Annotated in this window: 21 protein-coding genes and 3 pseudogenes; 9 read left to right on the top strand and 15 right to left on the bottom strand. The window is 64.6% G+C overall.

The genetic code is table 11. The features are described from left to right. The first annotated feature begins 97 nt into the window (after nucleotides 1–97). From grxD to ACNJYB_RS25250, 4 genes are read left to right on the top strand one after another with little or no spacing between them, the layout of a single operon-like run. Nucleotides 98–424, top strand: coding sequence for a Grx4 family monothiol glutaredoxin (gene grxD / locus ACNJYB_RS25265; RefSeq protein ID WP_018647423.1), 327 nt, complete (start codon nucleotides 98–100; stop codon nucleotides 422–424). A 4-nt stretch (nucleotides 425–428) separates the two neighbouring features. Continuing rightward, the gene (locus ACNJYB_RS25260; protein ID WP_439369143.1) at nucleotides 429–980 is read left to right on the top strand and encodes an O-acetyl-ADP-ribose deacetylase; all 552 of its coding nucleotides are present in this window, start codon (nucleotides 429–431) and stop codon (nucleotides 978–980) included. 46 nt (nucleotides 981–1026) lie between these two features. Continuing rightward, nucleotides 1027–2313, top strand: coding sequence for a serine hydrolase domain-containing protein (locus ACNJYB_RS25255; protein ID WP_439369141.1), 1287 nt, complete (start codon nucleotides 1027–1029; stop codon nucleotides 2311–2313). Between the two features lies 1 nt (nucleotide 2314). Then, nucleotides 2315–3580: a serine hydrolase domain-containing protein gene (locus tag ACNJYB_RS25250; protein ID WP_439369139.1), complete on the top strand. Its 1266-nt coding sequence runs from the start codon at nucleotides 2315–2317 to the stop codon at nucleotides 3578–3580. Here the strand turns inward: ACNJYB_RS25250 and ACNJYB_RS25245 are convergent, their stop codons facing one another. The 7 genes and pseudogenes from ACNJYB_RS25245 to murI all read right to left on the bottom strand — a co-directional run bounded on the left by ACNJYB_RS25245 (nucleotide 3581) and on the right by murI (nucleotide 8078). Next, on the bottom strand, nucleotides 3581–4648 hold the full coding sequence (locus tag ACNJYB_RS25245) for a threonine aldolase family protein (RefSeq protein WP_439369138.1): 1068 nt from the start codon (nucleotides 4646–4648) through the stop codon (nucleotides 3581–3583). It abuts the gene before it with no gap. Nucleotides 4649–4668: 20 nt separating this feature from the next. Beyond that, the gene (locus tag ACNJYB_RS25240) at nucleotides 4669–4962 is read right to left on the bottom strand and encodes a type II toxin-antitoxin system RelE/ParE family toxin (RefSeq protein WP_439369137.1); all 294 of its coding nucleotides are present in this window, start codon (nucleotides 4960–4962) and stop codon (nucleotides 4669–4671) included. Continuing rightward, nucleotides 4922–5137 (bottom strand): hypothetical protein, encoded by a 216-nt coding sequence (locus tag ACNJYB_RS25235; protein ID WP_439369135.1) that lies wholly within the window; start codon nucleotides 5135–5137, stop codon nucleotides 4922–4924. Before ACNJYB_RS25235 ends, ACNJYB_RS25240 begins: the two co-directional genes overlap by 41 nt. A 68-nt stretch (nucleotides 5138–5205) precedes the next feature. After that, complete coding sequence (gene rpsD / locus ACNJYB_RS25230; RefSeq protein WP_439369134.1) at nucleotides 5206–5823, bottom strand: 30S ribosomal protein S4; 618 nt, start codon at nucleotides 5821–5823, stop codon at nucleotides 5206–5208. A 199-nt stretch (nucleotides 5824–6022) separates the two neighbouring features. Continuing rightward, nucleotides 6023–6224 (bottom strand): annotated as a pseudogene (locus ACNJYB_RS25225) (acyltransferase); the annotation flags it as partial. Between the two features lie 227 nt (nucleotides 6225–6451). Next, the gene (locus ACNJYB_RS25220; protein ID WP_439369133.1) at nucleotides 6452–7225 is read right to left on the bottom strand and encodes an HpcH/HpaI aldolase family protein; all 774 of its coding nucleotides are present in this window, start codon (nucleotides 7223–7225) and stop codon (nucleotides 6452–6454) included. Between the two features lie 61 nt (nucleotides 7226–7286). Then, complete coding sequence (gene murI, locus ACNJYB_RS25215) at nucleotides 7287–8078, bottom strand: glutamate racemase (protein WP_439369132.1); 792 nt, start codon at nucleotides 8076–8078, stop codon at nucleotides 7287–7289. Between the two features lie 182 nt (nucleotides 8079–8260). On the opposite strand from murI, the gene ACNJYB_RS25210 reads away from it, so the two are divergent. Beyond that, on the top strand, nucleotides 8261–8902 hold the full coding sequence (locus ACNJYB_RS25210; protein ID WP_439369131.1) for a glutathione S-transferase family protein: 642 nt from the start codon (nucleotides 8261–8263) through the stop codon (nucleotides 8900–8902). Nucleotides 8903–8909: 7 nt separating this feature from the next. On the opposite strand, the gene ACNJYB_RS25205 is transcribed toward ACNJYB_RS25210, so the two are convergent. Together ACNJYB_RS25205 and ACNJYB_RS25200 are read right to left on the bottom strand one after the other, a co-directional pair. Next, nucleotides 8910–9716 (bottom strand): Crp/Fnr family transcriptional regulator, encoded by an 807-nt coding sequence (locus ACNJYB_RS25205; protein ID WP_439369130.1) that lies wholly within the window; start codon nucleotides 9714–9716, stop codon nucleotides 8910–8912. Nucleotides 9717–9960: 244 nt separating this feature from the next. Beyond that, a pseudogene (locus ACNJYB_RS25200) lies at nucleotides 9961–10305 on the bottom strand (preprotein translocase subunit SecD); the annotation flags it as partial. Here ACNJYB_RS25200 and ACNJYB_RS25195 point away from each other — a divergent pair. Together ACNJYB_RS25195 and ACNJYB_RS25190 are read left to right on the top strand one after the other, a co-directional pair. Then, nucleotides 10297–10566: pseudogene (locus ACNJYB_RS25195) on the top strand (acyl-CoA synthetase); the annotation flags it as partial. The pseudogenes ACNJYB_RS25200 and ACNJYB_RS25195 sit on opposite strands and share 9 nt — an antisense overlap. Nucleotides 10567–10641: 75 nt before the next feature. Beyond that, nucleotides 10642–11967, top strand: coding sequence for an LVIVD repeat-containing protein (locus ACNJYB_RS25190; protein WP_439369129.1), 1326 nt, complete (start codon nucleotides 10642–10644; stop codon nucleotides 11965–11967). Between the two features lie 48 nt (nucleotides 11968–12015). Here the strand turns inward: ACNJYB_RS25190 and ACNJYB_RS25185 are convergent, their stop codons facing one another. Then, nucleotides 12016–13155: an ABC transporter substrate-binding protein gene (locus ACNJYB_RS25185; protein WP_439369128.1), complete on the bottom strand. Its 1140-nt coding sequence runs from the start codon at nucleotides 13153–13155 to the stop codon at nucleotides 12016–12018. Between the two features lie 435 nt (nucleotides 13156–13590). On the opposite strand from ACNJYB_RS25185, the gene ACNJYB_RS25180 reads away from it, so the two are divergent. Then, nucleotides 13591–15444 (top strand): ATP-binding protein, encoded by a 1854-nt coding sequence (locus ACNJYB_RS25180; RefSeq protein ID WP_439375643.1) that lies wholly within the window; start codon nucleotides 13591–13593, stop codon nucleotides 15442–15444. A gap of 176 nt (nucleotides 15445–15620) precedes the next feature. On the opposite strand, the gene ACNJYB_RS25175 is transcribed toward ACNJYB_RS25180, so the two are convergent. Together ACNJYB_RS25175 and purB are read right to left on the bottom strand one after the other, a co-directional pair. Next, a complete protein-coding gene (locus ACNJYB_RS25175) occupies nucleotides 15621–16790 on the bottom strand; it encodes a M20 aminoacylase family protein (RefSeq protein WP_439369127.1) in 1170 nt (389 codons plus the stop codon). A 114-nt stretch (nucleotides 16791–16904) separates the two neighbouring features. Further along, complete coding sequence (gene purB / locus ACNJYB_RS25170) at nucleotides 16905–18212, bottom strand: adenylosuccinate lyase (RefSeq protein ID WP_439369125.1); 1308 nt, start codon at nucleotides 18210–18212, stop codon at nucleotides 16905–16907. A gap of 562 nt (nucleotides 18213–18774) precedes the next feature. On the opposite strand from purB, the gene ACNJYB_RS25165 reads away from it, so the two are divergent. Further along, nucleotides 18775–19362, top strand: coding sequence for a TetR family transcriptional regulator (locus ACNJYB_RS25165; RefSeq protein ID WP_439369124.1), 588 nt, complete (start codon nucleotides 18775–18777; stop codon nucleotides 19360–19362). 9 nt (nucleotides 19363–19371) lie between these two features. On the opposite strand, the gene ACNJYB_RS25160 is transcribed toward ACNJYB_RS25165, so the two are convergent. The 3 genes from ACNJYB_RS25160 to ACNJYB_RS25150 form a co-directional block, all read right to left on the bottom strand. Further along, on the bottom strand, nucleotides 19372–19677 hold the full coding sequence (locus ACNJYB_RS25160) for a hypothetical protein (RefSeq protein WP_439369123.1): 306 nt from the start codon (nucleotides 19675–19677) through the stop codon (nucleotides 19372–19374). Between the two features lie 112 nt (nucleotides 19678–19789). After that, the gene (locus ACNJYB_RS25155) at nucleotides 19790–20443 is read right to left on the bottom strand and encodes a response regulator (protein WP_439369122.1); all 654 of its coding nucleotides are present in this window, start codon (nucleotides 20441–20443) and stop codon (nucleotides 19790–19792) included. Between the two features lie 7 nt (nucleotides 20444–20450). After that, on the bottom strand, nucleotides 20451–21821 hold the full coding sequence (locus ACNJYB_RS25150) for a histidine kinase (protein ID WP_439369120.1): 1371 nt from the start codon (nucleotides 21819–21821) through the stop codon (nucleotides 20451–20453). Nucleotides 21822–21901: the final 80 nt, after the last annotated feature.

The following is a 21901-nucleotide window of genomic DNA, read 5'->3' as shown; positions in this document are numbered from 1 at the left end:
ACAACGGTTTGGGCTACATATAGCGGCAGGTATCGGGTTAAACGGCTGAGCCAGCCCGAAGCAATTGGTGAGGGCTCTGCCCCAGAAGGACACGGATATGAGCATCGCGGAATTCATCGACAACGAAGTGAAGTCGAACGACGTGGTTCTGTTCATGAAGGGGACGCCGCAATTTCCGCAGTGCGGTTTCTCCGGCCAGGTCGTCCAGATCCTCGACCATATCGGTGTCGGCTACAAGGGCCTCAACGTCCTCGAATCCGCCGAGCTGCGCAACGGCATCAAGGAATACTCGAACTGGCCGACCATCCCGCAACTCTATGTGAAGGGTGAGTTCATCGGCGGCTGCGATATCGTCCGCGAGATGTTCCAGGCCGGCGAATTGCAGCAGCTCTTCTCCGAGAAGGGCGTCGTCGTCGCGGCCTAAAGGCATGACCGTGCTGTCGCGCCGGATCGGCGGCGCGGAGCTCGACGTCGTCATTGCCGACATCACGACACTGCGCGTTGACGCCATCGTCAACGCGGCGAACACGTCGCTCCTCGGTGGGGGCGGCGTGGATGGCGCGATCCATCGCGCGGCCGGGCCCGAGCTTCTCGCCGAGTGCCGGATGCTCTACGGCTGCAAGACGGGCGATGCCAAGATCACCAAGGGCTACCGGCTCAAGGCCGCCCATGTGATCCACTCCGTCGGGCCGGTCTGGAACGGCGGTACGCTCGGCGAGGACGACCTGCTAGCCTCCTGCTATCGCCGTGCGATGGAGCTGTGTGGGAAGCACGCGCTGACCTCGGTGGCCTTCCCCGCGATTTCGACCGGCATTTTCGGCTTTCCTGCCGACCGGGCCGCCGATATCGCGGTGCGCACGACCATCGAAGGGCTCGCCGCCGCGCCATCGGTCACCCGCGTGGTGTTCTGCTGCTTCGCGGAGCCGAGTGCCAAACTCCATTCCGAAGCGCTGGCGCGCCACAGCGGCCCTTGTGCCTGATGACGCCGCCAGTACACTCCGCCGGACCATTTTCCGGGGAGGGGATATGAATTTTCATTTTGGACCGCGCCCATTTGTCTATGGCGCATTGTTGTCGTTCGGCCTGCTGTCACTGGCACGCGCGGAAGGCACCTACGAGATTCCGGCCGGCGCGCATTTCAACCAGGACAAGCTCTCGAGGGTCAGTGACTTCTTCAAGAACGAGGTCGCGACCGGCAAGATCGCCGGCGCAACCGTGCTGATCCAGCAGCACGGCAAGCCCGTCTACCACGAGGCTTTCGGCGTACAGGACGTGGTCAGCAAGGCGCCGATCACCGACAAGACCATCTTCCGCCTGTTCTCGATGACCAAGGCGATCACCTCGGTCGTCGCGATGCAATTGATCGAGGACGGCAAGATCAAGTTGGATGATCCCGTCTCGAAATACATTCCGTCCTTCGCCAATGTGAAGGTCGGCGTCGAGAAGAAGGCCGAGGATGGCGGCAAGTCGCTCGAGCTCGTGCCGCCGAACCGGCCGATGACTGTGCACGATTTGATGACGCACACCTCCGGCATCACGTATGGCTTCTATGGCGACAGCCTGGTGCGCAAGGCCTATCGCGACGCCAACATCTATGCCGGCGATTTCGACCTCGCCGAGTTCGCCGAGCGCATCGCGAAACTGCCGCTGCACAACCAGCCGGGCGCGCTTTGGCAATACGGCCATTCCACCGACATTCTGGCGCGCGTGATGGAGATCGCCGTCGGCAAGCCGCTGATCGACATCATGCAGGAAAAGCTGCTCACGCCGCTCGGCATGGTCGACACCGGCTTCTTCGTCACCGATCCAGAGAAGCAGAAGCTGCTGGCACAGCCGGTGCCGAATGACGCGGATTTCCGCGTCGGCCGCATCAACGATCCCACCGTCGTCAAGAAGATCATGTTCGCCAGCGGCGGCATGGTCACGACCATGGCGGACTACAAGCGCTTCGCGCAGATGCTGCTCAATGGCGGCAGTCTCGAGGGCAAGACCATCCTCAAGCCGGAGACGTTCAAGCTGATGGTGACCGATCAGATCGGCCCGAAATCGGGCGTTGATCGCGACTATTTCTATTTCCCCGGCGACGGCTTCGGCTTCGGTCTCGGGCTCGCGGTCCGCACCGATCCCGGCAACGCAAAACCGCCGCCGCCCGGCGATCTCGGCGAATTGAAATGGGACGGCGCCTCCGGCTGCTATTTCGTGATCGATCCCAAGCAGGACATGTTCTTCGTTCTGCTGGAGCAGACCCCGACCGAGCGCCAGCGCGTGCAGCGGACGCTGAAGCTGCTGGTTTATGAAGCCATGGAGAATTGACATGTTCGGGCGCCGTGCGCTGTTCGCGGCGCTCGTTCTGCTGTTGAGTGCGGCCGGCGCGCAAGCGGGCTCGGAGACGCGCGCCGCGCGCAGCTTCTCGCCTGAGGGCCTCGCAAGGGTCTCGGACTACATCCGCAAGGAGATCCTCGCCGGGACGTTTCCGGGCGCGATCCTGCTGCTGCAGCAGCACGGCAAGCCGGTCTATTACGACAATTTCGGCGTCCGGGACGTGGCGACCGAGCTCTCGATGAGCGCGGACACCATCTTCCGCCTCTACTCGATGTCGAAGCCGGTCACGACGGTCATGGCGATGATGCTGGTCGAGGAGGGCAAGCTCTCGCTCGACGATCCCGTCTCGAAATACATTCCGGCCTTTGGCGAGATGAAGGTCGGCGTCGAGACGAAGGCCGAGGACGACAAGGTCTCGCTGGCCTTCGAGCCGGTCAATCGTCCGGTCACGGTCAAGGATCTGATGCGCCACACCGCCGGGCTTCCTTACGGCTATTACGGCGGGGGGCTGGTGAACAGGCTCTATGCCGACGCCGGCCTGTTCGGCAACAAGGCTTTGACCAATGCCGAACTCGTCGCGAAGATCGCCACGCTGCCGCTCGCCGAGCAGCCCGGCACGATCTGGGACTACGGCCTCTCCACCGACGTGCTCGGCCGTATCATCGAGGTGATCTCGGGAAAATCGCTGTTCCAGTTCGAGAAAGAGCGGCTGCTCGATCCGCTCGGGATGACGGACACGGCGTATTATGTCGCCGATCCCGCCAAGTGGCCGCGCATCGCCGAGCCTATGCCGCAAGATCGCGCGATCAGCCCGATGACGCAGGTCCGCGATATCAGGAAACCGCTGAAATGGGAGTCGGGTGGCGGCGGCCTCGTCGGCACTGTCGGCGACTACGCGCGCTTCTCGCAAATGCTGCTGAACGGCGGCACTTTTGAAGGCCGGCGCTATCTCACGCCCGAGACCATCGCGCTGATGGCGTCTGATCATTGCGGGCCGGAGACCAGAATCGCGCGCGACCAGAACTATTATCCGGGCAGCAGCTCCGGCTTCGGCCTCGGTTTCGCCGTGCGCACCTCGGTGCCATCAGGCACGTCATGGCCGCTCGGCGAATATCGCTGGGACGGGGTGGGCGGCACCTTCTTCTTCATCGATCCCGAAGACGATCTGTTCGGGATCTTCATGGTGCAGACACCCTCGCAGCGAGGCCGCATTCAACTCGCGCTGAAGACGCTGATCTATCAGGCGATGGGGCGGTAGTTACGCCCTGCGCACGATCTCGCGCACGTGTCCGATCGTCTCCTCGACCTGGGCCGCATTGACGTCGAGATGGGTGCAGGCGCGGATGCGGCCGTCCATCATCGCCAGCGTCACGCCGCGCTGACGCAGCGCGGCCACCATCTTGTCGCCGGCAATGCCGGCCCCGTCGGGCTTGAAGAACACGAGATTGGTTTCGGGCTCCTGCACCTCGATGCCTGCGATCTGCGACAGCCCGCGGGCGAGCGCGCGGGCATTGGCATGGTCGTCGGCAAGGCGCTCGACGTGATGGTCGAGCGCGTAGATGCAGGCCGCGGCGCAGATGCCGGCCTGCCGCATCGAGCCGCCGAGGCGCTGCTTCCATTGCCACACCGCATCGATGAAGGCGCGTGTGCCTGCGAGCACGCCGCCGATCGGCGCGCCCAGCCCCTTGGAGAAGTCGATCCAGGCCGAATCCCAGCCCGCGGTCATGTCGCGCGGGGAGATGCCGCTGGCGACGGTGGCATTGAGGAGACGAGCGCCGTCCATGTGGGTGACGAGGCCGTGTTGCTTGGCGATCGCGACGATCTCGTCGAGCGCGGCCTTCTTCCAGATCGTGCCGCCGCCGATATTGGCGGTCTGCTCGACGCTGACGACGGTCTGCGGCGGCTGATAGCGCGTGCGCGGATGCAGCGCCTTGCGAAAGGTCTCCGGCGTGAACTGGCCGTCAGGACCCTTGAGCTGCGTCACCTGAAAGCCGCCGATCGCGGCATGCGCGCCGCCTTCGCGGGCAATGATGTGCGCCGTCTCGTGCGCAAGAATCTCGTCGCCGGGACGGCAATGCACCAGCGTCGCGGTGACATTGCACATCGTGCCCGACGGCATGTAGACCGCGGCCTCCTTGCCGAGCAGATCCGCAACGCGCTCGCACAGCGCGTTCACGGTCGGATCGTCGCCGACCTGCTCGTCGCCGACCTCCGCCCGCGCCATAGCCTCGCGCATCCCTGCCGTCGGCTTGGTCTGCGTGTCCGAGAGCAGATTGATGCGCACGGGCGGCGCCTTGGGATCGATCGGGGGAGGGGTGTAGAGCATGGCTGATCTCGTCATTTCATCTAGTCGAACAATTGCGGTCTGATGTCCTGCGCGCCGTGAAGAATGGCGCGGATCTCGTCGTGGTCGGGTTGTACCGTGTAGAAGATCAGATGGGATTGGAAGCGTCGATAGCCGGCCGCAAAATCGGCGAGAAGTCCGAAGGAACGGATCAGACCAGCGTAATAAGCTTCAGCCTGATATTTGCCGAACCGGCTTTCGGTGAAGTCGTAGATGTCGATCAGGTCGGCTCGGGTGCGCTCCGATAACCGATACTCAGCCATGGCGGCGTTGAGCAACACGTTGGCGCGCGGCAACGAGGATGTCGTCCGGCGTGTCCGATGTGAAATTGTTGCAATCGGGCCGAGCGAACAGCGCCTGATATCGGCGGACCTGCTCGTCACGGGGCAGCTTGGCCCATGCCTCAAGCTCCGCCTCGGAAGGCGTTGCCGATGGGGTGATGTTGGAGAGCTCGTCGGTCGTCTGGGACATCGAGAGCATGTTACCACAAGACAAAGGCCCCGGAAACCGGGGCCTTTGAGCAATGGAACGCGGAGATATCAGCGCGAATAGAATTCGACGACCAGATGGGGCTCCATCTGCACCGGGAACGGCACGTCGGAGAGGCCGGGGATGCGGGTGTACTTCGCGGTCATCTTGCCGTGGTCGACTTCGAGATAGTCGGGCACGTCGCGCTCGGGGAGCTGGCTGGCTTCGAGCACGTGGGCGAGCTGCTTGGAGGCTTCCTTGACCTCGATCACGTCGCCGACCTTGAGCTGGTAGCTCGAGATGTTGACCTTGCGGCCGTTCACCTTGATGTGGCCGTGGTTGATGAACTGACGGGCGGCGAAGATCGTCGAGACGAACTTGGCGCGGTACACGACCGCGTCGAGACGACGCTCGAGGAGGCCGATCAGGTTCTCGCCGGTGTCACCCTTGAGGCGGCTCGCCTCGACATAGATGCCATGGAACTGACGCTCGGAGATGTTGGCGTAGTAGCCCTTGAGCTTCTGCTTGGCGCGCAGCTGCACGCCGAAGTCGGACAGCTTGCCCTTGCGACGCTGGCCGTGCTGGCCGGGGCCGTACTCGCGGCGGTTCACGGGGCTCTTCGGGCGACCCCAGATGTTCTGGCCCATACGGCGATCGATCTTGTACTTCGCCTCACTGCGCTTAGTCATCGCGTCCTCTTCGGTTACATGGTTTGAGGAAACGCGCCCTCCTGTGTGACGGGCCAGGCCCGCCACCGACAGGTCCGATCCCCAAAGCTTAAGGGAGCCGACCACGGGTCGCGAAACGCTTCGCGGGCCGAAATCGGCCCGCGAGCAGGCGGCTTTTAGGGGAGTTTGGGGTTCACTGTCAATGCGAATGGCCCCGGAATCAGGTCCTGACCGCCGGGACCGGCTCGGCGCCGGCTGCCCATAATTCGGCAGCGATTTCAGCATTCAGGACCTGCTCCAGCCGGGTCAGGACCCGGGCGATGGGGGCTGGATCCGTGACCCCGTGATCCCAGCGGATCTCGATATGGATGGTCTGGGCGGGCTCGACCACCGCTGACGATGAAGGGGCCGGGCGTGATGGGGTCGGCGGCGCGGCAGCGAAATGGTCCTAGGTGTCCCCCACATCGCTTTTTCGGTTCCCGCGGATGAAAATATGTGCAGCGAGCGGGGGTCCCCCGCTCGCTTCCCGCTCCAGCACGAACCAACCCCTTTGGGATCGGTCGGTTCGCCGCTTGGACTTGTCGACGACGTAAACCCCGAGCACTTTCATAGCCTTATCCCCGTGAGCCTACGGTAAAGGTGGCAAAGTTCAGCACCTGATCCCCTCGAACGCGGCCGTGATGCCGCGCTGGAACAGCGACCAGTCGAAGCCGAGCGCGATCGCGCGGTAGCCGCGGTCGATCAGGGCGTTGGCTTGCTCGGCGGTGCGGGCCACACCGCCGATCGGCACGCCGCTTCTGAGGATGCCGGCTTCGGCGCGCGCCACCAGCTCCAACAGCTCCGGATCGTCCATCCGGCCGCGCTTGTTGATGGAGGTGGCGAGATCGCCGGGGCCGATCACCGCGACGTCGATGCCGGGTGTCCCCATGATCTCGTCGATGCGGTTGACGGCCTCGACATGCTCGATGGTGACCATGCAGATCATCTCGTCGTCGGCAGAGGCCATGTAATCCGGCATCGACTGGCCCCAGCGGAACGGGGCGTGGAACGGGCCCCAGAGACGATCGCCGCGCGGCGGGTAGCGCACGCTGCGCACCGCCTTCTCGGCCTCGTCACGACTGGTGATCATCGGGAAGTTGATGCCGAAGGCGCCGATGTCCATCGGCGCTTTGGCAAGCCACGGCTCGTTGGCCGCGATCCGCACCAGGGGCGTGCACGGCGTGCCTGTCGTGGCGGCGATCATCGCATGCGCTTCGGTGAGGCCGATCGGCCCGTGCTCGAGGTCGATGACGATCCAGTCGAGCGAGCGCGCCATGATCTGCACCAGCTGCACGCTCGGGATGGTCGCGATCGCGCCGAAGGCCGGGCGCCCCTCGCTCCACAATTGGCGGAGGCGATTGAGCGGCGTTGCGGGGATCGACATGTGATGACCTGCGCGCGGATGACGACGGCAGAGCCTAGCAGCGCGTCGTCAACGCGGAAAGTCAGGCCAGCACGCGGCCGCCGAAGAACGGCGTCAGCGTGGCGCCGAGGCCGTGCACGCGGCTCGACGTGAAAATCATCTTGGCGCCGGACTGCGCGACGCCTGCGATGCGCGCGCCGAGAAGGTCTGAAACGCGGCGGGCGATGGCGGGGGCGGGGTCGATCCAGTCGACCGGCCAGGGTGCGAGTTGCTTCAGCCGGTCGAGCAGCAGCGGATAATGCGTGCAGGCGAGGACCACGGTATCGGTGCGCGCGCCCGCTTCCTCGCCGACGAAGCAGGGGGCGAGCTCGGCGCGGATGGCGTCGTCACTGACGGAAGCGCCACTCAGCTCGGCTTCGGCCAGCGAGGCGAGCTCGGGCGAGCCGACCAGCGTTACCTCGCATCCTTGCGCGAAATCGCGGATCAGCGCCTTGGTGTATTCGCGCTTGACCGTGCCCTTGGTGCCGAGCACCGAGACGCGGCGGGTCTTCGACTGTGCGCAGGCCGGCTTGATCGCCGGCACCGTGCCGACGAAGGGCAGGGAATAAGCAGCGCGCAAGTGCGATAGAACCAGGGTGGAGGCCGTGTTGCAGGCGATGACGACGAGGTCCGGATCGTGCGTGCCGATCAGTTGACCCATCAGCGGCACGACGCGGGCGATGATCTCGTCCTCGCTGTGGTGGCCATAGGGGAAGAAGGCGTCATCGGCGACGTAGACGTAGTGTGCGTCCGGGCGCGCGGCCACGACCTCACGGAGCACCGTGAGCCCGCCCAGGCCGGAATCGAACACGAGGATCGTCGGGGAATTGGTCACGTTGTTACCTTAAGGCGTCATGGTTACCATTCGGTTTTTAGGGCGATTTTGCGGCGGGGCCGCCTGGGGCCGATCTAAAAGGGTTGAATGCGCCGGGGCATCTCCGCAAAATTCCGGGAAGTCCGCCATCGCGAAGTATGACGCGGCATCACAGTGCTCCAGTTGCGGTCGCAGGAGGCCTCATGCTCACGGTCCATCATCTCGGCAAGTCGCAGTCCGAGCGCATTGTCTGGCTGTGCGAGGAGCTCGATATTCCCTACGAGCTGAAGCGCTACGCCCGCGATCCCGTCACCATGCTGGCGCCGCCCGATTACAAGGCGTTGCACCCGATCGGAGCCGCACCCGTCATCACCGACGGCGACCTCGTGCTCGCCGAATCCGGTGCCATCGTCGACTACATCATGGCCAAGCATGGCGGTGGCCGTCTCGTGCTCCGTCCTGACGATCCTGATTTCGCGCAGTTCCTGTACTGGTTTCACTTTGCCAACGGCACGCTGCAAGCCGGCATGGGCCGGCTGATGATCCTGAACCGGCTCAAGCTCGCCGAGGACAATCCGCTGCTGGCCGCGACCAGGGGCCGCGTCGACCGCGCCTTCGATCTGGTCGATGCGCGCGTTGGTGATGCCGAATATCTGGCGGGCAGGACCTTCACCCCCGCCGACATCATGATGGGCTTCTCGCTCACCACGATGCGCTACTTCCAGCCCTATGATCTCTCGCGTTGTCCGAACGTGGTCAAATATCTCGGCCGCATTGGTGCGCGTCCCGCCTACCGGCGGGCGATGGAAAAGGGCGATCCCGGCATGGCGCTGCTGCTCGGCTGAGCAGCCGTCAGGCGATCTTGTTCGTGGTCGCCGCGCGCTCGGTCGCCAGCTGCTTCTGCAGGCGATCGATGTTCTGCAGGAGGCGCTGGCTGGTCAACACCAGGAAGTAATAGCCGAACTGTGGGTCCTGGAAGTAGATCTCGAGCAGCCGGTCATAGGTGATCGTCAGCACCTGGCCGTCTTCGATGCATTCGATCGTTCCGGTGCGACGGTTGTCCGGCGTCAGGAAGCCGAGCTCGCCCATCAGCGAGCCCGGCAGGATCTCGACGTTGATCTCCTTGACCAGGAACTTGCCGGTGACCGTGAGCAGCATCTCCTTGGCCGGGTCGCCAAGCTTGAACAGCGTGTCGCCGCGGCGATATTTGCGCTCGGTCATGAACGGCTTCAGCCATTCGATCGACATGTCGCCCTCGGCCGCATGGCGCGCCTTCTTGACCAGCTTGAGCATCTGCCGCAGGCGAAGGGCGTTGATCGGAAGCAAGAGAAGATAGAGCAGGAACGTCGCGACGTTGGCCGAGAGTGCGCCGAAAGCGGCGAAGAACGCGCAGCCGATCATGTTGGCCACCCGCAGGGGCACCATCGTCCGCATCAGGAGGGTTGCGACGAAGAAGCCGGCGCCGACCGCAGCGAACAAATTGGCGAACGTGATGTTGTGGACAAAGATCTCCAGCAGCCGATTGAAGATGGCGTCGTAAGTGACGTTCTCGGGATCGAGCCCCATCTGGACCAGGATTTTCGCGATCCTGAGGTTATCCGTCGCCGCATCGAGAATGCGGTCGAGGATCGAGGAAATGTCTGCGCTGCCGGACGGCATGGTACTAACCCCGCGTAAGGCCTTCAGTCCTGGTCGGTACTCGTATAGCGGAAATCGAATGACGACCGCTTGAATGAAGCCTTCGGCCGTCATGCCGCAAGAGGCAAATTTAGCCCGATCGGGCGTTTCGGCAATTGCCCCTTGGTTGCGCGTATGGCTTCCGCCTGCCCATGATTCGGGGGCGTGGGGGTCGTGGAGGGACCCGGGCGCCCCGGCGAGGCGGGGCGCCCGGGTGCCTTCCGCCTCAGGGCTTGGCGGCAGGCTGGATCGCCTCCTGTTCGACCAGCTCGAGGCGCCCGGGCAGCGACCCGGCGCGCATCAACATGGGGACGCTGCTTGCTTCCTCCAGGGTGAAATTGCCCGAGATCTGGCCGGAACCACCACTGATGGGCTCGCGGATCACGGGGGTGGAGATCACCTTGTCGTCAAGCACGATGGCGAAGGGCTTTCCAATATTCTCTTCGGTGATGTGGGCGAAACGCCGCGCGCCGCGCCCATTGAAGCGGAACGTGGCGATCGGTTCGTTCGTGCTGCTCGCGAACCCCGGGCCCGCATAGCTGATGTCGTTGCCGTCGAGCGCGCTGGTCCGATGCCGGTGACGGGCGTCGGCAAGGTGTTCAAGCCGCAGCTGCGCTGGGACGCCGCGCAGCGCGTGTTCACGAAAGTGCTGACGCCGCTCGTCGAGCGCGGCATCGACTGCAAGGTCAAGGTCGGCGCCCATGGCAGCCACGGCTCGATCGCCACCGTGACGCTCACGGGCGTGCCGGCGGACCAGCGCGAGATCGTCGCCGGCGAAGTGCATACGCTGCTGGCACCGTTCGTGATGCGGCACGAGGTGGTGCAGGTGTAGGTGAGGGCGCATGACACTGGGCTTGCATGCCTCGCGTCGTGCGCGCATCATCCCTCAAAAAATGGGGGGAAACCGATGCGTCAATTCTCGCGCCGCCGCCACCTTCAGCAATTGTCGGGCGTGTTCGGGGCTGTCGCGCTATCGCCCTGGTCGAGGCCGGCCTCGGCGTCAGAGGCCGACATTCCGCCGGACGGCATCGGCAAAGGCATCCAGCACATCTCCTACAGCGACATCGGCGGCCGGCCCGACAGCGTGCAAGTGATGTTCAACCGGCAGCACGTCTATGTCGGGCACATGTTCAGCGACGGCGTGACGATCCTGGACGCCTCCGATCCGCGTGCGCTGAAGCCGGTTAATTTCTTCACGGCGGGGCAATACACCCGCACCCATCATTTGCAGGCGGCAGAGGACCTGCTGCTGGTTGCGAACGGCGCCAACATCGTCGCGATGCAGTCCTACGACAACATGCGCGGCTATTTCGAGAACACGCTGGTCGACAGCATCACCAAGGCCAAAAGATTCCGCTCCGGCCTGTCGATCCACGACATCTCGAAACCGGGCGAGATGCGCGAGATCGCCTTCCTGGAGATGCCCGGGTTCGGCATCAACCGGCTGTGGTGGCCGGGCGGCCGCTACGCCTATGTTTCGGCGCATTTCGACGGCTTCACCGACCACATCCTGTGCGTGGTCGATCTCGAGACCATCACCAGGCCGGAAGTGATCGCGAAATGGTGGCTGCCCGGCATGAACCGCGCGGCCGGCGAGCCGCCGACGCCCAAGGGCAAGCGCTTTGCGCTGCATCACATGATCACGGCGGGTGATCGCGGCTACGCCGCCTGGCGCGATGGCGGCTTCACCATCCACGACATCAGCGATCCCGCCAATCCCAAGCTGCTGTCCCATATCAACTGGTCGCCGCCCTTCGCCGGCGGCACGCATACGCCGTTGCCGCTGCCCAAGCGACAGCTCGCGATGGTCGCGGACGAAGCCAATGCGGAGAAATGCGCCAAGGGCCTGTTCCACACCTTCGTGCTCGACGTGCGCGCGCCCGAGAACCCGGTGCCGATCGCAACCTTGCCGACCCCGCGCGAGCGCGATTTTTGCACGAGCGGCACGTTCGGCCCGCATAATCTGCACGAGAACCGGCCGGGCTCGTTCCAGAGCGAGGAGACGATCTTCGCGACCTACAACAATGCGGGCGTTAGAGTGTTCGACATCAGGGATGCCTTCGCACCGAAGGAGATTGCGTACTGGGCGCCGCCGACGCCGACGAAGCTCATCGACCCCCGGCCGAACGTCGCCCTCGCAGCCAAGACCTGTGACGCCCATGTCCGGCCCGACGGGCTGATGTTCGTCTCCGACTGGAACGCCGGCATGCACGTGCTGCAGTATCAGGGGTGAACGCCGCGCAAGGTTGAGTTGGGGACTTGTTCGGCGACCGACTCGCCGCTACCCGCGGATCGCCGCGTTGGCCTGCGCGGCTGCACCGGTCATGGCATCCTTTGCCGATTTCTCGCCGTTGACCACTTCATTGACGCCGATCATGAACGCATCCAGGATCGATCTCGATCGCGGATGGAAGAGAATCGCCTTGGCGCGGTCGACATCGGCATTTTGCAGGTTGGTCAGCGCCGCCTCGGCGGCTTGCGAGCCGAATGCCCTCTTGAAACCCTCGCTGGACCACGCCGACACGCGTGTCGTCGCCAGCCCTGCTGCCGCAGTCTGCAGCGATGTCGGCTTGCTCGTCGCCCAGAGCAGGAACAGGAAAGCTGCCCGCTTGCTTCGTGATCTTGAATTGATGCAGGCCTGCCAGTGCGACATGAAGGGCACGGGCGCGCGACCAGGGAGATGCGGAAAGACTGCAAATACGGTCTGCTTCGCGACGCGACTCCGCGCCGGGTTGGAGATGTCGGTCGCGAAATTGCTGCTGTCGATTGCCATTGCAGTCCGTCCCTGCAGGAAATCGTCCAGCACGTGGTACCATTCATAGCTGCCGACGCCGCCGGGCCCGGCCTGGCTGAGCAGGCGCCCGTACATCTCGACGGCGGCGATCGCTTCGGAGCTTGCGAAGACGGCCTTGTTGTCCTTGACTATGGCGCCGCCGTAAGAGAACACGAAGCCCATGGCCGGCGGGGAGGAATTGCCGCTCGCCTGGGCCCGCATGGCCATCCCCGACATCTCGCCGGACTTGAGCGCCTTGGCGGTCGCAAGCAACTCTTCGAACGTCTGCGGAACCGACAGGTTCTTGGCTGCAAGCGCGTCACCGTTGATGAACATGGTCATCGCTTCGGAGGTGATCGGTACGGCATACCGTTCGCCGTCGGACCACAGCGGGAAGGCCTGAGCGGTCTTGAGCAGGTCGCTCTCGTCGTACCAGCCGAGATCGGTCAGCGATCGGTTGGAATAATAGCCGTTCAGCGGCTCGAGCCACCCTCCTGCGATGCCCTGGCCATAGGCCGTGAACATGAAGACGTCGGGCGTCGCGCTACCGCGGGCCAGTTTGATCGCCAAGGCGCCGAGGAATGTGGTTTCGAGTTGGAAATCGATGGTGACGTTGATGCCGGTGAGCCGGGTGAACTCAGGCAGCAACGGCGTGATCGCAGTCGACCAGGGATGGATCGCGCCCGAAAGAGAGATGGTCTGTCCCGCAAACTGCTTCCAATCGATGTTCGCGCTGGCGTAGGTCGCTGCGCGATCCTCGGCGAAGCTCCAGCGCGGCAACGCGGCCAGCGCAGGCAACACGGCGCCCGCCGCCCCCAATGCCGTAACGAAGCTGCGACGGCTGGTCGGACTTCGACCGCTGTGTGCGTACGTCATGTTGGCTCTCCCTGCGACGGGCAATCATTCGCAACACGAGCCATGCCGGTGATGTCGCGGCCATCGCGCAACGACTGGCCAGACCGGTATACCTTGGCGGGCGAGAATGTCGCGTTCCGCCCCACCTATCCATGCTATTATTCTATCACGCGCAGGCGTCGACACCAGAAGACGCGCTGTCACACGAGCATCGAAGACCCAAGGCCGATGTCAGTTCCTGCTCTGGTCCCGTCTTGGCGATGGCTGGCTCGTCCGCTGATCGTGGCGGTCGTGGCGCTACTGACGCTGTTCGCTGCGACGACGTTTCTCGGCCTGCAATATCAGCAGGAGCGGCAGGCGGCTCACGACGTGCTTGGGCACAGCCGCCAGGTGCTCGAAACGCTCGATCGGTTGCGTTCGATGACCGCCGAGCTGGAGACCGAACGGCGCGGGTATCTAATGACCCTCGACCCCACCTATCTCAAAGCCTACGGGGTCTCCGACGAAGGTGTGCGGCGCGAGGCGCAGGCGCTGCTCGCGCTGGTCGCGGACGATCCGTTGCAAAGTCTGCGCGCGCAACATCTGGCGCTGACCGTTTCGGCAAAGCTGCGCGAGATTGACCAGATGGTGAAGTCCGCCGGCACGTCCGGGCAGCCGGCGCTGGCGATGATCCGCAGCATGGACGAGATCCGCTCGCAGATCGATCAGATGGTGGATCATGAGCGCTTTCGGCTCGCCGACCGGGAGACGCATGCCGACGCATTCGAGCAGCGCTGGACCTGGCTGATTGCCGGCGCCGTCGTCCTCGTCGTCGCGCTTGCGGGAGCAGCGCTGGCGCTCGCGCGGCTCGAAGCGAAGCGGCGGAGACAGGCGACCGAGGAGAACATTCAACTGCAGAGCGATCTTGCAGCGCGGGATATCAAGATCCGGCGCCTGTTCGATTCCAACATCATCGGGATCATCATCTGGGAAGTCGAGGGGCGCATTGTCGAGGCCAATGACGCGTTCCTGCGCATCGTCGGATATGACCGGAATGATCTCGCTTCGGGGCGCCTGCATCGATACAATCTGACGCCGCCGGAATGGCGCGACCGCGACGAAAAAACCGCGGCGGAGTTGAAGCGGGTCGGGACGGCCCAGCCGTTCGAGAAGGAGTATGTCCGGAAGGATGGAAGCCGTGTTTCCGTGCTGATCGGCGGGACGATGTTTGCACCAGGTGGAGATCAAGGGGTCGGCTTTGTCCTCGATTTGACGCCTCTCAAGCGGGCAGAGGCCGAAGCTCGCGAGCACGAGCGGCTCTACCGCGAAGCCCTGATGGAGCTCGCGCACGCCAATCGCGTCACCACGATGGGGCAGATCACGGCTTCGATTGCCCATGAGGTCAACCAGCCGATCGCCGCGATCGTGGCGAACGCCGAGGCCGGGTTGAATTGGCTGGAGGCTCAACCGCCAAATCTGGAGCGGGTTCGACAGACATTCGACTGGATCACCGGCGATGGCATGCGAGCCGGCGGCATCATCGGCCGGATCCGGGCGTTGATAAGGAAAGCGCCGCCGCAAAAGGAGGATATGGACATCAACCAGGCGGTGCTCGACGTCATCGCGCTGACCCGCAGTGAAGCGTTCAAGAACCGCGTCTCGGTACGAACGCAACTTGCCGAAGGCCTGCCGACCATTCCGGCGGACCGGGTTCAACTTCAGCAAGTGCTGCTAAACCTGATCGTCAACGCGATCGAGGCGTTGGCCGCGGTTGGCGAGCACGAACGCGAGTTGCTGATCAGCACCGACCGGGATGTATCGAACGGCGTGCACGTCACCTTGCGGGATTCCGGTCCGGGACTGGATCCGAAGAATCTCGAGTGCCTGTTCGAGGCCTTCTACACCACCAAGCCGGCAGGCATGGGCATGGGCCTCGCCATTTGCCACTCGATCATAGAGGCGCATGGTGGACGGATGTGGGCCGGCGCCAACGAGCCTCGGGGCGCGGTCTTTCAGTTCTCCCTGCCTCTCGCCTCGGGCGAGGCCACATCCGGCATGTTGAGGGCGGACGAGCCAACGGGCCTGCGCTCTGTTGCCCACTGACGAGGGCCGCCACCTATCCCTTTGCGGCCGCGCGGGGCGGGTCTGTCCGCTGGTGCGCAATTTCGGGTTCAAGGCCGACGGCGATCGAGCGCAGCGACATCCGGGGCAGTGCTGCGATCTGACGAGACTTGTCCCGGGTGTCGCTTCCGCTCACCCGGGCTACAAGCTTTGGTCAGCTACGCCGGCATCCTCGTCTCGATCATGCGCACCCAGAACGAGGCGCCGTGGCCGAGGATGTTGTCGTTGAAGACATAGGCGGGGTGGTGGCACTCGTTGCCGTCGCCCATGCCGACCAGCACCATGGCGCCGGGACGCGCCTCCAGCATGAACGAAAAGTCCTCGGCGCCCATCATCGGGATGAACTTGTCGTTGACGCGATCATTGCCGACGATGTCGCGGGCGACGTCGGCGGCAAGGCCGGCCTCGCGCGCATGGTTCATCGTCACCGGATACATCCGCGTGTACTTCGTCTCCGCCGAGCCGCCATAGGCGCGGGCGACGCTCTCGGCGACCTCGCCAATGCGGCGCTCGACGAGATCGCGCACCTCGGGATCGAGCGTGCGCACGGTGCCGGCGAGCTCGGCGACTTCAGGGATGATGTTGAAGGCGGTTCCGGAGTGGAATTGGGTGATCGAGATGACGGCCGATTTCAGCGGATCGACGTTGCGCGCGACGATCGATTGCAGCGCGTTGACGATCTGCGAGCCGATCAGCACGCTGTCGACCGATTTGTGCGGACCGGCGCCGGCGTGACCGCCCTTGCCGTGGACCGTGATCTGGATGTTGTCGGAGGAAGCCAGCATCGCGCCCGGCGTGGTGGCGAAATGGCCTTCCGGCAGGCCGGGCATGTTGTGCATGCCGTAGACTTCCTGGATGTTCCAGCGTGTCATCAGCCCGTCCTCGACCATCGCCTTGCCGCCGCCGCCACCTTCCTCGGCGGGCTGGAAGATCATGATCGCAGTGCCGTCGAAATTGCGCGTCTCGGCGAGATATTTGGCGGCGCCGAGCAGCATGGCGGTGTGGCCGTCATGGCCGCAGGCGTGCATCTTGCCGGGCACCTTCGAGGCGTAGGGCACGCCCGAGGTCTCCATGATCGGCAGCGCGTCCATGTCGGCGCGCAGGCCAATGGTCTTGCCGGAGGCCGACTTGCGTCCGCGGATCACGCCGACCACGCCGGTGCGGCCGATGCCCGTCACCACCTCGTCGCAGCCGAATTCGCGCAGCTTGTCGGCGACGATGCCGGCGGTGCGGTGGACTTCGTAGAGCAGCTCCGGGTTCTCATGGAAGTCATGGCGCCAGGCGGCCATTTCGTCGGAGAGGGCGGCGATGCGGTTGACGATGGGCATGGGGGATCCGTTTTTGATTGGTTGGGTGGCCCGGATGAGCGAAGCGACATCCGGGATCTTTCGCAGGTGAATGCCGGGGTATTGCTGCGCTCACCCGGGCTACGGACGTGACGCTCAGCTCTCCCCGAACACGCGCTTGAAGATCGCGTCGACGTGCTTGAGGTGATAGCCGAGGTCGAACTGCTCCTCGATCTCGGCGTCGCTGAGATATTTCTTCACTTCAGCATCCTTCTTCAGGAGCTGGAGGAAATCGCCTTCGCCGCGCCAGACCGGCATGGCGTTGCGCTGCACCAGCTTGTAGGCGTCCTCGCGGCTTGCGCCCTTCTGGGTGAGCGCCAGCAGCACGCGCTGCGAATGCACGAGGCCGCCGAGGCGGTCGAGGTTCTTCTGCATGTTGGCGGGATAGACCAGGAGCTTGTCGATCAGGCCGGCGAGGCGCACCAGCGCGAAGTCGAGCGTGACGGTGGCATCGGGGCCCATCATGCGCTCGGCCGAGGAGTGCGAGATGTCGCGCTCGTGCCAGAGCACGACGTTCTCCAGCGCCGGGGTCACATAGGCGCGCACCATGCGGGACAGGCCGGTGAGGTTCTCCGACAGCACCGGATTGCGCTTGTGCGGCATCGCGGAGGAGCCCTTCTGCCCTTCCGAGAAGAACTCTTCGGCCTCCAGCACCTCGGTGCGCTGCATGTGGCGGATCTCCACCGCGATGCGCTCGATCGAGGAGGCGATCACGCCGAGCGTCGAGAAATACATGGCGTGACGGTCGCGCGGGATCACCTGGGTCGAGATCGGCTCCGGCACGAGGCCCATGGCCTTCGCGACATGCTCTTCGACGCGCGGGTCGATCTGCGCGAAGGTGCCGACGGCGCCCGAGATGGCGCAGGTCGCGACTTCTTTCCGCGCTGCGATCAGGCGCTCCTTGGCGCGCGTGAACTCGGCATAGGCATAGGCGAGCTTGAGGCCGAAGGTGACGGGCTCGGCATGGATGCCGTGGCTGCGGCCGATGGCCGGCGTCATCTTGTGCTCGAAGGCACGCTTCTTCAGCGCCGCCAGCACCTTGTCGAGGTCGGCGAGCAACAGGTCGGCGGCGCGGGTGAGCTGGACGTTGAGACAGGTGTCGAGCACGTCGGAGGAGGTCATGCCCTGGTGCACGAAGCGCGCCTCGGGGCCGACGATCTCGGCGAGGTGGGTGAGGAAGGCGATGACGTCGTGCTTGGTCTCGCGCTCGATCTCATCGATGCGGGCCACGTCGAAGGTGGCGTCCTTGGCCTTGGCCCAGACCGTTTTGGCGGCCTCCTTGGGGATGGTCCCGAGCTCGGCCAGGGCATCCGCCGCATGCGCCTCGATCTCGAACCAGATCTTGAACCGGGTCTGCGGCTCCCAGATCGCGGCCATTTCGGGACGGGTATAGCGGGGGATCATCTGACGGCTCCAGGAAGGTGGGCGGGCGGTCCCTCGGGGCTGCGCCGGCCAAAATGCTTTTTACGCCGTGATTTAACAGAGCGGGCAGGGCGAAACAAACGGTCTGGGCCCCGGAAGAGGGGGATCACCGAGCTATCCACCGGGCCCCGGGCCGGCAGGGTGGCGCCGCCGGGCCGCAAATATTAACTGTCAGTCACGTATCTTTGACTGACAGATATTGAAATCTGTCATCTAGACGTGTATATCCGTTCTCGGACGCTCCGATTGGGCGTCCCGCGGCCATCCTGCCAGGGGGTCCCGAGATTCGAAAAACCAGCGGATCGAGGGACGTAATCAAGGGGTGGGAGCCGTGGACGAATGGAGACTTGAGACGATGACGACCGAAATCCTCAATTTCACCGGCACCATTGGGCATTGGCTCAATTTGCTGGTGGCGCGCCAGATAGCGGCGCAGGCTGCAAAACTGCCTCATTAAGGCGAGAGCTTTCCGAAACGACCGGTAGAGGCGCTTCGGAATCAGCGCCGTCGCCGGACGAACCCTGGACGGGAACAAGGTGCTGGCATGAATGAAGCCGTTATCCTGACGCCGGAGCGGATCCTCGAAGTCACCGAGGACGTCTTGCGGCGCTACGGACTTGCCAAGGCCACCGTGGTTGACGTTGCCCGTGCGCTCGATGTGAGCCACGGCAGCGTCTATCGCCATTTCCCAAGCAAGGCCTCCCTGCGCGAGGCCGTTGCCAAACGCTGGCTCGACCGGATCGACGCGCCGCTCCTGGCAATCGTCAGGGAGCAGGGACCGGCGCCGGACAGGCTGGACCGCTGGCTGCGCACGCTGTTCGCGGCCAAGCGTTCGCGCGTGCTCGACGACCCCGAGATGTTCGAAACCTATCTTACTTTGGCGCGAGAAGCCTGCGCGGCCGTCAAGTGTCACAAGGACACCATGATCGACCAGATCGCGGCGATCCTGACCGATGGCGTCAGCCAGGGCGTGTTTGCCGTGGACGACGTCAAGGCGACCGCGCGCGCGATCTTCGATGCGACCTGCCGCTTCCATCATCCGGCGCATGCCGACGAATGGAAAGACGCCGATCTGCCGGGGCGTGTCGATGCGACGCTCGCACTGGTGCTGCGTGGGTTGAAGGCGGCGTAGACGACTAGCTTACCCTCTTGCCTTGTGGAGAAGCGCGCCCTCGCGGACGGAGGGCGATGCAGTTGCGTGCCGGCGCGGGTGAAGCCCGCCGTTGGCTGATGGTGCGACCGGCGGGCTCTCCGGGTATGTATTGACCGCGATTTCGACGACATCCTTTGACCGCTTGCGGAGGCGATAGAAAGTCAGCTCCTGTTCGAGCATGGGACAGCGGAAATGGACGACGGCGGTATCGGGAAGTCGGCAAAGCTCGTCGATGAGTTCGCCTACGGTGATGATCGGGGGGTGGGCTGCCGGGTTGTGATGACCCTTACTCATGAGATTCACTCCTTCACTCTGCTACCAACCGGAACCGCATGCTGTCAGTTCCAATCCGCCTACCAGATTGGCAGCTTCGAGTTCGCCTGAGGCGGAAGCGGCAGCCCCGCTGCTAGATCTTCGTCAGCCCGCACGTCGCGGCCAGCCGCACCAGCTGTGCGTCCGTGCGCGCGCCGGTCTTGGTCTTGATCAGGTAGTGATAGTTCTGGACTGTCTTTACACTGAGATTGAGGTGCGTCGCGATCTCTTCGGTGGTAGCTCCGCCGGCGAACTGGCGCAGGATCTCGATCTCGCGCTCGCCGAGCTGGTCCAGCACCGAGCCGGTCGGCGACAGGCTGTCCTCGGCGAGGGTATGCGCAATGTCGTCGCTCATCGCGCGCTCGCCGCGGGCGACGCTGCGGATTGCATTCACGACCGCAGACGGCTCGTTGCTCTTGGTGACGAAGCCGGAGGCGCCGGCGCCGAAGGCCGCTTTCACCAGAACGGCCTCGTTGTGCATGGTGAAGACGAGGATCCGTGCCCGCGGGCTGCGGGCGCGGATGTTGCGGATGGCTTCCAGCCCGCTGGCGCCGGGCATCGAGATATCCAGCACGACGACGTCAGGATCGTGCGCCTTGAAGGCGCCGTATGCATCCGCCGCGTTGTCGGCCTCAGCCACGACATGTAGATCGCCCTGGCTCTCCAGCACGCGCCGGTAGCCTTGCCGGACGATCGGATGATCGTCGACCAGCAGCACGGAGATGCCTGTTGCGGCGACATCGCTCATGTCGGCCTCACGCGGCGAGCGGGATGGTGGCGGCGACACTGAGGCCGCGGGTTGCAGGCAGGATCGACAGCGATCCGCCGGCTGCGGCGACACGCTCGCGAATGCCGGTGAGGCCGAAGCCGGCCGACTGCGCGACGCGTGCGGCATCGCCGCCCCCGTCGTCCTCGACACGGATCACGAGCGCATCGTCCTCGCCCGCGCGCCGCTCGACCCGCAGCGAGATCTCGCGCGCCGTACTGTGACGCAGCGCGTTGGTCAGGCATTCCTGCGCGACACGATAGGCGGTGGTGGCGGCCGGGCCGGATATGTCGGTGAGGTCGCCCCTGAGGTCGAGCTGGATTGTCGGCCGCGCCGTGCTGTGCGAGCGCCAGGTGTCGACGAGATTGACGAGGCTGGCCTCGAGCCCGAGCTCCGCGGGCAGCGGATTGCGCAGCCGTTTTAGCGCATCGCGCAGCGAGGCCATCAGATGATGGGTGGCCTGCGAGATCATGCGCGCGTCCTGCGCGATCCCATCGTCCTTGTTCTGCTTCGCGCTCGCGGTCTCGATGGTGTTGGCAAAGGCGAGGATAGCGGAAAGATTTTGCCCGAACTCGTCGTGCAGCTCGCGGGCGAGCGCGCGGCGCTCGTCGTCGCGGATCTCGATCAAGCGCCGCGTCAGCGCCGCGCGCTGTTCGGTGGCTTCCTCCAGCCGCCCGCCGAGCTCGCCGACGGCGCTCCCGATCATCGCCAGCTCCATCGAGCGGAAGCGCGGCAGTTTCGTGCGATACTGTCCGCGCGCCATGCGCTGGAGAGCCGTGACGATCGTGCGTGCCGGCGCCAGCGCGTGCGCGATGGCGAGCGACGCCAGCAGTGCAATCGCGCCCGCCATCAGCAGCGCGACATCGATGACGTTGAGGATGTATTCCCAGGCGAGCGAGATCGCGGCAATCGCATCCGGCGACGCGACCACGGTGCCGGCGGCTGCGGCGCGCGGACTGACGGGCCGCACCACCTCGGCATGGCTGCCGAGGAAGGTCGGCACGATGGACGCGAACCAGCGCGGCGGGGTCTTGCCGAGCCCCTCGCTCTGGCCGCAGAGCGGCTTCTCGAATGTGGTCGCCGGCTGGAACTCGACGCAGACGCCGGGCGAGATCAGCTTCATCGTCTCCAGCGTGCGCCATTCCGGAACCGGCAGCAGGTGCTCGCGGGCTCTGCTGCTGCGCAACAACAGCTCATGCCAGTACAGCGCCTGAAGTGCCTGCGCGACCCGCTGCGCCGAGGCCGCGGTCGCCCGGTCAATGCTGCGATAGGCGTCGAACGTGGCCCATATGGTCGCCGCGCCGAGGCACAGCGCCACGATGAGCAGCAGGCGGGCAACAAGCTGAAGTACGAGGCGCATGCGATCACCCCCGGCGTTTGGTAAGGTCAGCCTAACAACGCCGCCGCGCCTTGCCAATTGCAGGGTGTGGCAGGATTGCA

This window comes from Bradyrhizobium sp. SMVTL-02, from assembly GCF_051853005.1.
Taxonomy (GTDB): Bacteria; Pseudomonadota; Alphaproteobacteria; order Rhizobiales; family Xanthobacteraceae; genus Bradyrhizobium.
Note: the sequence above shows the minus strand (reverse complement) of the source record. Positions and strands in the feature narration are given on the sequence as shown.